Origin of the sequence: Agromyces humi (assembly GCF_009720255.1) — a bacterium.
GTDB classification, from domain to species: domain Bacteria; phylum Actinomycetota; class Actinomycetes; order Actinomycetales; family Microbacteriaceae; genus Agromyces; species Agromyces humi.
In genome coordinates, this window is sequence record NZ_WJSP02000114.1 from 1 (window position 1) to 9,711 (window position 9,711).

General features: G+C 72.5%; 9 protein-coding genes. 7 read left to right on the forward strand and 2 right to left on the reverse strand.

Going from position 1 to position 9,711, the window contains the following annotated elements; genetic code table 11:
- Together GH736_RS11030 and GH736_RS11035 are read right to left on the reverse strand one after the other, a co-directional pair.
- On the reverse strand, positions 1-800 hold an 800-nt coding region (locus GH736_RS11030; RefSeq protein WP_159603176.1), incomplete at its 3' end, for an ROK family transcriptional regulator.
- Between the two features lie 11 nt (positions 801-811).
- Complete coding sequence (locus tag GH736_RS11035) at positions 812-1,438, reverse strand: iron ABC transporter ATP-binding protein (protein ID WP_159603178.1); 627 nt, start codon at positions 1,436-1,438, stop codon at positions 812-814.
- A 39-nt stretch (positions 1,439-1,477) separates the two neighbouring features.
- Here GH736_RS11035 and GH736_RS11040 point away from each other — a divergent pair, with 39 nt between their 5' ends.
- The 7 genes from GH736_RS11040 to GH736_RS11070 all read left to right on the forward strand — a co-directional run.
- Positions 1,478-3,154, forward strand: coding sequence for an arginine--tRNA ligase (locus tag GH736_RS11040; RefSeq protein ID WP_159603180.1), 1,677 nt, complete (start codon positions 1,478-1,480; stop codon positions 3,152-3,154).
- Positions 3,151-4,110: an LmeA family phospholipid-binding protein gene (locus tag GH736_RS11045; RefSeq protein ID WP_159603182.1), complete on the forward strand. Its 960-nt coding sequence runs from the start codon at positions 3,151-3,153 to the stop codon at positions 4,108-4,110. Before GH736_RS11040 ends, GH736_RS11045 begins: the two co-directional genes overlap by 4 nt.
- Positions 4,111-4,330: 220 nt before the next feature.
- Complete coding sequence (gene lysA, locus GH736_RS11050; RefSeq protein ID WP_159603184.1) at positions 4,331-5,752, forward strand: diaminopimelate decarboxylase; 1,422 nt, start codon at positions 4,331-4,333, stop codon at positions 5,750-5,752.
- Positions 5,749-7,059: a homoserine dehydrogenase gene (locus GH736_RS11055; protein ID WP_159603186.1), complete on the forward strand. Its 1,311-nt coding sequence runs from the start codon at positions 5,749-5,751 to the stop codon at positions 7,057-7,059. The genes lysA and GH736_RS11055 overlap by 4 nt, the downstream gene beginning before the upstream one ends.
- Positions 7,056-8,153 (forward strand): threonine synthase, encoded by a 1,098-nt coding sequence (thrC, locus tag GH736_RS11060; protein WP_159603188.1) that lies wholly within the window; start codon positions 7,056-7,058, stop codon positions 8,151-8,153. The genes GH736_RS11055 and thrC overlap by 4 nt, the downstream gene beginning before the upstream one ends.
- Positions 8,150-9,112 (forward strand): homoserine kinase, encoded by a 963-nt coding sequence (thrB, locus tag GH736_RS11065; RefSeq protein WP_159603190.1) that lies wholly within the window; start codon positions 8,150-8,152, stop codon positions 9,110-9,112. Before thrC ends, thrB begins: the two co-directional genes overlap by 4 nt.
- 259 nt (positions 9,113-9,371) lie before the next feature.
- Positions 9,372-9,711, forward strand: a 340-nt coding sequence (locus GH736_RS11070) for a Rho termination factor N-terminal domain-containing protein (protein WP_235934019.1), incomplete at its 3' end; no start/stop codon positions are given.

Below are 9,711 nucleotides of genomic sequence, written 5' to 3' on the forward strand. Positions count from 1 at the left end.
AGGTCCTGCGAGGTCCGTGCGCTCGGATCGAGGGCGTGCGCGTCCACGGGCAGCGGGAGGAAGCCGATCTCGCCGGCGCCGCCGAAGCTGCCGCGGTGCAGGTCGCCCGCGACGTCGAAGGAGGCGCCGACGCCGTTGCCCAGCCAGAGGAGGGCGAACACGTCGCTGTCGACGCCGGCGCCGTGCTCGCGCTCCGAGACGGCCGCGAGGTTCACGTCGTTCTCGACGTACACCGAGCGCGACAGCTCCTCCTCGAGGATCGACTTCAGCCCGCGCACCGGCCAGCCGGGCAGGGTCTCGCTGAACAGCTCGCCCGTGGGTCCGGGGTCGACGTAGCCGGGGATGCCGACGCAGATCGAGTGCACCGCTGCGGGGTCGGTGCCCGCCGCCGCGCTCGCCTCGGCGATCGCCCGCGAGACCTCCTCGACGGCGGACCGCTCGGTCGGATCGCGCGGCAGCTCGATGCGGATGACCGGACGCTCCGCGCCGGTCGCGTCGACGACGCTCGCCCGCAGCTCGAACGCGTCGAGATCGAGCGCCACGCCGAGCGGCCGGTCGGTGCGGGCCGCGTAGACGACCGCGCTGCGCCCCGCCGAGCCGGACGTGGTGCCCCGCTCCTCGATGCACCCCGCGGCGAGCAGGCGCGACATCATCTGCGACGCGGTCGGCTTCGAGACGCCGACGAGCTCGCAGATGCGGTTCCTGGTGAGGGGGCCGTGCTCGAGCAGCACGGCGAGGCCGGCGCGGTCGTTCACCGCCCCCAGCCAGGAGGGCGTGCCCGTCGCGGAGTTGGCCGTCACGGTCGCGCCTGTCAGGCCGCCGCGAGGTTGCCGAGCACGGCGGCCACGAGCTGCTGGGCATCGCCGGGCTCGAAGATCGCGACGGAGTCGACGACGATCCAGTAGGGGCCGTGGAACACCTGCGCCTCGCCGGTGCCGCCGGCCTGCAGGAAGTACCCCTCGACCTCCGGCGGGGTGCCGTAGGTGGGCACGGGCTTGCTCGTCGTCGCCGCGGCGTTGCGGCGGGCCTCGCCCGCGGTCGCGGTCGGCGTGGCGACGGCGATCTCGATGACCTCGCCGCTCGTCTGGTTGAGGTAGCCGCAGGCCGTGCCCTCGTCCTCCTCGACGACGGCCACGACGTTGGCCGCCGACGGCTCGTAGCCGGGGTCGGTGCCGAAGTTCGGGTTGAACGCGTAGAGCTGGTCGGCCGTGACGAGGGCGTCGCAGTCGATCGCGAACGGGGTGGCCGGCTCGGCGGGCGCGGTCGACTCGGGCGCGTCGGTCGGGCGGGCGGAGGCCGTGGCCGTGCCGCTCGGCGCGTCCGACCCGGTGGGCTCGGCGGGCCCGGGCGTGCAGCCTGCGAGCAGCGTGACGGATGCCGCGGCGACGAGTGCGAGGCCGGAGGAACGGATTCGGAAGGGCGAAAGCGAGCGCGGCATGTGACGAACCCTACCAACCACGACCGGTAGGATTTGCGGGTGACCCCAGACGACCTTTCGCGTGTCCTGTTCGACCTGGTGAACGGCCTCGTCGCGCGACGTCGGGAGGCCGGATCCGCGGTCGAGCTCGACCTCGTGCCATCCCAGGTCACCCTCGAACGGCCCAAGCTGCGCGAGCACGGCGACTGGGCCTCGAGCATCGCGATGCGAGTGGCGAAGCCCCTCGGCTCGAACCCGCGCGAGATCGCCACCGAGCTCGCCGCCGACCTGGGCGGCATCGACGGCGTGGCGAGCGCCGAGGTGGCCGGGCCCGGGTTCATCAACATCCGGCTAAATGCCGCGGCGGCGGGTGCGCTCGCGAAGGCGATCGTCGACGCGGGGCCGGCCTACGGGCACGGCGACTCGCTCGCCGGCGGAGCCCGCATCAACCTCGAGTTCGTCTCGGCGAACCCGACCGGCCCCCTCCACATCGGCCACACCCGCTGGGCCGCGCTCGGCGACTCGATCGGCCGGGTCCTGCGCGCCGCCGGCGCCGACGTCGCCAACGAGTACTACATCAACGACGCCGGCAACCAGATGGACACGTTCGGCGCGTCCGTCCTCGCCGCGGCGAAGGGCGAGCCCACGCCCGAGGGCGGCTACCCGGGCAGCTACATCGCCGACCTCGCCGCGCGCGTGCTCGAGCGTGAGCCGAATCTCCTCGAGCTCGACGACTCCGTGGCCCTGCACACCGCGACGGAGATCGCCTACGAGCTGCAGCTCGGCGAGATCCGCGCCTCGCTCGAGCGCTTCAACGTGCACTTCGACGTGTGGACGAGCGAGCGTCGACTGCACGCGAAGGGCGACGACGCGCTCTCCGACGTCGACACGGCCGTCGAGCGGCTCCGCGCGCAGGGCCACGTCTACGACGAGGACGACGCGGTGTGGGTGCGCACCACCGACTTCGGCGACGACAAAGACCGCGTGATCCGCCGCGGCAACGGCGTCTACACCTACTTCGCGGCCGACGCGGCGTACTATCTCGACAAGGGCGACCGCGGGTTCGGGCACAAGATCTACCTGCTCGGCGCAGACCACCACGGCTACGTGCACCGCCTCAAGGCGCTGGCGGGGGCGGCGGGCGATGATCCCGAGAAGGACATCGAAGTGCTCATCGGCCAGCTCGTGAGCGTCAACGGCGCGAAGCTCTCCAAGCGCGCCGGCAACATCATCGAGCTCGACGACCTGCAGGCCTGGCTCGGCACCGACGCGCTGCGCTACACGCTGGCGCGCTATCCGGCCGACTCCCCGCTCACGATCGACCCCGAGATCCTGCAGCGCCGCACGAACGACAACCCCGTCTTCTACGTGCAGTACGCGCATGCCCGCACGTGCGCCGTCGACCGCAACGCGGCATCCGTCGGCCTCGATCGCTCGACGTTCGCCCCCGAGCTGCTCGTGCACGAGACCGAGTCGGCGCTGCTCGGCGCCCTGCAGGAGTTTCCGCGCATCGTGGTGCAGTCCGCCGAGCTCCGCGAGCCGCATCGCGTCGCACGCTACATCGAGGAGCTCGCGGGCCTCTACCACCGCTGGTACGACAACTGCCGGGTGCTGCCCCTCGGCGACGAGCCGATCGGCGACCTCCATCGCACGCGGCTCTGGCTCAACGACGCGACGGGTCAGGTCATCCGCAACGGCCTCGACCTGCTCGGCGTCTCGGCTCCGGAGCGGATGTGACCGCCGGGCCGGGCCGCGACGAGGAGTCGCGTCCGACGGATGCCGCAGCCGACGACCAGGGGGCCACGGCCGTGATCCCCACCGACGAGCAGGCGACCGAGGTCATCGCGCCCGCGGCCGCCGCCGCGCCCCCGAGGGCCGTGGATCCCACGGTCGTCGAGGCCGAGACGGATGCCGCCGCCGCAGCCGCCCCGCGTCGCCGCCGCTCGCGTGCGGCCCGCATCTGGATCACCGTGGTCGCGATCGTGGTGGCTCTCGTCGCGCTCGTCGTGGTCGCCGACATCGTCATCCGCAACGTCGCCGAGGCCCGCGTGGCCGAGGAGATCCAGGCGAGCCTGCCCGACGAGGTGAGCGGCGATGTCGACGTCACGATCGGCGGCTTCTCGGTGCTCGCGCAATACCTCTCGGGGAGCATGCAGCACGTGGAGCTCTCCGCTCCCGAGCTCGCCGTGCAGGGCGTGCCGGTCAGCGTCGACGTGGTCGCCCAAGACGTTCCCGTCGACCTCGCGTCGCCGGTCGGGCAGCTGACCGCCACCATCCAGGCGTCACCAGAGGCGGTCAACCAGCTCGTGGCCTCGCAGGGCATCGAGGGCGTCGATGGAGACCTGGCGTTCGGCGACGGCACCGTCGGCTACACCGGTTCCGTGAGGTTCCTCGGCGTCCCCGTCGAGTACTCGGTGACCGCCCGCCCGACCGCGGCCGGCGACACGGTGCTGCTCGAGCCGATCGGCGTCGAGCTGGGCGCCGGCGGCGGCTCGTTCGACGTGTCGGGCCTCGTCGACCGGCTGCTCGGCGACGACCCCGTGCCCGTGTGCGTCGCGCAGTACCTGCCCGAGGGCGTCGAGGTGCAGCAGATCGCGGTGGCCCCGACGGGCGCGGTCGTCACGCTCAAGGGCGACGGCCTGCGCCTCGACCAGGCCACCCTCTCGCAGACCGGGTCCTGCCCGGCGCGCTGATCGCCCGGCCCCCTGATCGCCCGGCCCCTGATCGCCCGGTCACGGCGCACGGCGCCCGGGACGCGGTCCGTCACCGATTTCGGCGGGCCCCCGGGGCCTCGATAGACTCGCGGGCAAGGCCGCCCCACAAGGGCGGTACGCAGCAGGCTTCAGGAACCAATCCGGGTTCGCTCGCCGCGAGCGACCCCGTCGATTCTCCGCATCACGTTGAGGTTTCCCCGTGGCATCCACCGACGCAGCACCCCCATGGCTCCGCACGCCCGATGACGCCAACGCCCTCGCACCGAAGGTGTGGCCCGAGCGCGCCCACCGCGACGCCGACGGCCGACTGGTGCTGGGCGGGATCCCCGTCACCGAACTCGCCGAGCGGTTCGGCACGCCGCTCTACGTCGTCGACGAGGCCGACGTGCGGGCCCGTGCGGCGCGCATGCTCGCCGCGCTGCAGACCGCTGCGGCATCCGTCGGCACGTCGGCGACCGTGTACTACGCGGGCAAGGCCTTCCTGTCGGGCGCGATCGTCCGCTGGGTGACCGAGGCCGGGCTCGGCGTCGACGTCTGCAGCGGCGGCGAGCTCGCCATCGCGCTCGCCGCAGGGGCCGAGCCCGCGCGCATCGGCTTCCACGGGAACAACAAGTCCGTGGCCGAGATCGAGCGGGCGGTCGCCGCCGGCGTCGGCACGATCGTCATCGACAGCGAGATCGAGATCGAACGGGTCGCGGATGCCGCGGCGCGAGCCGGTCTCGTCCAGCGGGTGCGACTGCGGGTGAACAGCGGCGTGCACGCCTCGACGCACGAGTTCCTGGCGACGTCGCACGAGGACCAGAAGTTCGGCGTCTCGCTCGACCGGGCCGTGGAGCTCGGCACGCGCATCCGGTCGCACCCCTCGCTCGACTTCCTCGGCCTGCACTGCCACATCGGGTCGCAGATCTTCGACTCCGCCGGATTCGCCGAGTCGGCCGAGCGCCTGCTCGCCGCGCACGCCGAGCTCGCCCGCGTGAGCCCGCTGCCCGAGCTGAACCTCGGCGGCGGCTTCGGCATCGCCTACACCGCGGCCGACGACCCGACGCCCATCGAGGAGATCGCCCTGGGCATCGCCGAGGCGGTCGCAACCGGATGCCGCGTGCACGGCGTGCCGCTGCCGAAGCTGGCGTTCGAGCCGGGCCGCTCCGTCGTCGGCACCGCCGGCGTCACGCTCTACACCGTCGGCACGGTCAAGCCCGTGCCGATCGAGGGCGGCTGGCGCCACTACGCGTCGGTCGACGGCGGCATGAGCGACAACCTCCGCACCGCGCTCTACGGCGCGCACTACTCGGCCCGCATCGCCTCGCGCGAGTCGGATGCCCCGCCGGCGCTGTTCCGCATCGCGGGCAAGCACTGCGAATCGGGCGACATCGTCGTGGATGCCGAATACCTGCCGCACGACGTGACGCCCGGCGACCTGCTGGCGGTCGCCGCCACGGGCGCCTACTGCTGGTCGCTGGCGAACAATTACAACCACGTACCCCGGCCGGCGGTCGTGGCCGTGCGCGACGGGGCGGCGCGCGTCATCGTGCGCGGCGAGACCGAGGCCGACCTCCTGGCCCGCGACGCAGGGCTCGACGCATCCGACCGCTCCGACGCCGCAGAAGGGGCCGACGCATGATCGAGTACCGCACCATCCGAGTGGGACTCCTGGGGGCCGGGTCGGTGGGGTCGCAGGTCGCGCGGCTGCTGCTCGAGCACTCCGACGAGCTCACCCAGCGCATCGGCGCCCGCATCGAGCTCGTCGGCATCGCGGTGCGCGACCCGGCTGCCAAGCGCGACGCCGACCTCCCGGCCGAGCTGCTCACCACCGACGCCGAGGGGCTCATCCTCGGCTCCGACATCGTGATCGAGCTGATGGGCGGCATCGAACCGGCACGCACGCTCGTGCTGGCGGCGATCGCCTCTGGCGCGGACGTGGTCACCGGCAACAAGGCGCTGCTCGCCAACCACGGCCCCGAGCTCTTCGCCGCGGCCGAGCAGGTCGGCGCGCAGCTCTCCTACGAGGCGGCCGTCGGCGGGGCCATCCCGATCATCCGCCCGCTCCGCGACAGCCTCGCCGGCGACCGCATCGAGCGGATCCTCGGCATCGTGAACGGCACCACGAACTTCATCCTCGATCGCATGGACACCACGGGCGCCTCCCTCGAGGACGCGCTCGCCACGGCCACCGAGCTCGGATACGCCGAAGCCGATCCCACCGCCGACATCGGCGGCTACGACGCGGCGCAGAAGGCCGCGATCCTGGCGAGCCTCGCCTTCCACACGAGCGTGCCGGTCGACGCGGTGCACCGGGAGGGCATCACGAATGTCACCGCGGAGCAGGTCGACTCGGCTCGCCGGGCGGGCTTCGTCGTGAAGCTCCTCGCGATCTGCGAACGACTCGTCGACGACGAGACCGGCGAGGAGGGCGTCTCCGCCCGCGTCTACCCGGCGCTCGTGCCCCGCAGCCATCCACTGGCCGCCGTGCACGGCGCCAACAACGCCGTGTTCGTCGAGGCGGCCGCGGCCGGACCCCTCATGTTCTACGGCGCCGGCGCCGGGGGAGTGCAGACCGCCTCCGCCGTGCTCGGCGACCTCGTGGCCATCGCCAGGCGCCATGTCATCGGCGGCCCGGGCACCGCCGAGTCCACCCACGCCGAGCTTCCCGTGCTCGACATCGGCCGCATCACCACGCGCTACGCGATCACGCTCGAGGTCGCCGACGAGCGCGGCGTGCTCGAGCAGATCGCGCATGTGTTCGCCGAGCACGGCGTCTCGGTCGAGCAGTTGCAGCAGAGCGTCAGCGGCGAGGCCGAGCGGGCTACGCTGGTCATCGGGACGCATGAGGCGAAGGAGTCCGCGCTCGCCGAGACCGTCGCCGCCCTCGCCCAGAGCCCAGTCGTCGCATCCGTCGCGTCCGTCCTCCGAGTCGAAGGAGCAGTGTGAACCACCCCACCCCCAAGGCAGGGTCGCGCCAGTGGCGCGGCGTCATCCGCGAGTACGCCGACCGGCTCGACGTCACGGATGCCACGCCCGTCGTCACCCTCGGCGAAGGCGGCACGCCGCTGCTCCCGGCCCCCGCACTCTCGCGCCGCACCGGCGCCGACGTGTGGGTGAAGTTCGAGGGCATGAACCCGACCGGCTCGTTCAAGGACCGCGGCATGACGATGGCGGTGACGAAGGCCGTCGAGGGCGGCGCGAAGGTCGTGATCTGCGCGTCCACCGGCAACACCTCCGCATCGGCCGCCGCCTACGCGACGCACGCCGGCATCAAGGCCGCGGTGCTCGTGCCCGAGGGCAAGATCGCCATGGGCAAGCTGAGCCAGGCCATCGCGCACAACGCCGAGCTGCTGCAGGTGCAGGGCAACTTCGACGACTGCCTCGACATCGCCCGCGACCTCGCCGCGAACTACCCGGTGCACCTCGTGAACTCGGTGAACAACGACCGCATCGAGGGGCAGAAGACCGCCGCCTTCGAGGTCGTCGAGGTGCTCGGCGACGCACCCGACTTCCACTTCATCCCCGTCGGCAACGCCGGCAACTACACCGCCTACACCCGCGGCTATCGCGAGGACATCGCGGCAGGCAACGCGACGCGCCTGCCCCGGATGTTCGGCTTCCAGGCATCCGGCTCCGCGCCCATCGTGCGCGGCGAGGTCGTCCGCGACCCCGACACGATCGCGAGCGCGATCCGCATCGGCAATCCCGCATCGTGGGAGCTCGCCCTGCAGGCCCGCGACGAGTCGAACGGCTACTTCGGCGCGATCGACGACGACAAGATCCTCGAGGCGCAGCGCATCCTCTCGGCCGAGGTCGGCATCTTCGTCGAGCCCGCCTCGGCGATCAGCGTGGCCGGGCTCCTCGAGCGCTCGGCCGCCGGCGCGGTGCCCGCGGGCGCCCGCGTCGTGCTGACGGTCACGGGCCACGGCCTGAAGGACCCGCAGTGGGCGCTGCGCACGACCGACGGCTCGGACGTGCAGCCCACGGTGGTGCCGGTCGACACCGCGCAGATCGCCCAGGTGCTCGGACTCGCGTCATGACGAGTGCCGCGGTCGTGCCGGGCGGGGCCGTCGAGGGCTCGCTCGTCGGCCGTCGGGTGCACGTGAAGGTGCCGGCGACCTCCGCGAACCTCGGTCCGGGGTTCGACACCCTCGGCCTCGCGCTCGCCCGCTACGACGAGCTCGACGTCGAGGCGACGGATGCCGCGGCCCACGTCATCGAGGTGCACGGCGTCGGCGCGGGCGAGGTCCCGCTCGACGAGTCGCACCTCGTCGTGCGCGCCATGGCCCACACGTTCGCCTCCGCGGGCGTCCCGATGCCCACCATCCGGCTGGAGGCGCACAACGCGATCCCGCACGGCCGCGGCCTCGGCTCCTCGGGCGCCGCGATCGTCGCCGGAGTGATGGCGGCGAAGGGCCTGCTCGAGGGTGTCGTGGCGTTCACGCCCGATGAGCTCCTCGAGCTCGCGACCGAGCTCGAGGGCCATCCCGACAACGTGGCGCCGGCGCTCTTCGGCGGACTGACCATCGCATGGGTCACCCCCGAGGGGCCGCGGCACAAGAAGCTCATCGTGCACCGGGGCGTCTCGCCACTGGTGCTCGTGCCCGAGCACGAGATGTCCACGGCGCTCGCGCGGTCGTTGCAGCCCGAGTCGGTGCCGCACTCCGACGCGGTGTTCAACGTGTCGCGGTCGGCGCTCCTCGTGGCCGCCCTGATCCAGAGCCCGGAGCTGCTGCTCCAGGCGACGGAGGACAAGCTGCACCAGCACTACCGTGCGCAGGCCATGCCCGAGACCGACCGGCTCATCCGGCTGCTCCGCGCCGCGGGGCATCCGGCGGTCGTGTCCGGCGCGGGCCCGTCCATCCTCGTGCTCGCCAGCGATCCGAGCGAGCGCGCCGAGGCGATCCGCCTGGTCGAGGAGTCGGCCGAGACCGCATGGCAGGCCCTGCCGCTCGCGGTGGACTTCCTCGGCGCCACCGTGACCGACGCCGCGCGCTGAGTCGGCGCGGCGGCCGTGGCATCCGCTTTCCACACCGCGCGTCGTGCGTCGGAAACGGGTTCCGTTCGGTGTTAGGATTGGATCGCACCCGGCAGGCGACGCAAAGTATCGCGTTCCCGGCCGCATCGTGCAATTCCCAGCAATCCATTGCTTTCGCTCTCGCGCATGTCTGCGCCACCGCGCACCGACATCGCTCGTGCCGGCGATCAAGCTCTCCTGGGTCGGCAACTCTCGCGACCAGGGGAAAGGAACATACCCAGTGACCAACGCAACCGACCACGCCGACGCGAGCGTGGCGAACCGCACCCGCCTGAGCGCCCTGAAGGTGGCCGAGCTCCAGGAGCTCGCCCTCTCCCTCGGCATCGTGGGTGCTTCGAAGCGCCGAAAGGGAGAACTCGTGGAGTTGATCTCCGCCCACCAGGACGGTGACGTCACCGCCGACGCCTCCGCCGAGGCGAGCGCCTCGGCCGCCGTGCTCGAGGCTCCCGTCTCCGACGTGCCGTCCTTCGACGAGGCGCCGACCGCCGACGCCCCGTTCGAGGCGCCTGCACCGACCACCGACGCCCCGTTCGAGGCGCCTGCAGCGCCCGTCGACGAGG

What these genes read in the sequence shown, in the direction of transcription:
- thrB (WP_159603190.1), top strand. Translation starts at nt 8,150, where the DNA reads ATGACGAGTGCCGCGGTCGTGCCGGGCGGGGCCGTCGAGGGCTCGCTC.
- GH736_RS11055 (WP_159603186.1), top strand. Translation starts at nt 5,749, where the DNA reads ATGATCGAGTACCGCACCATCCGAGTGGGACTCCTGGGGGCCGGGTCG.
- GH736_RS11035 (WP_159603178.1), bottom strand. Translation starts at nt 1,438, where the DNA reads ATGCCGCGCTCGCTTTCGCCCTTCCGAATCCGTTCCTCCGGCCTCGCA.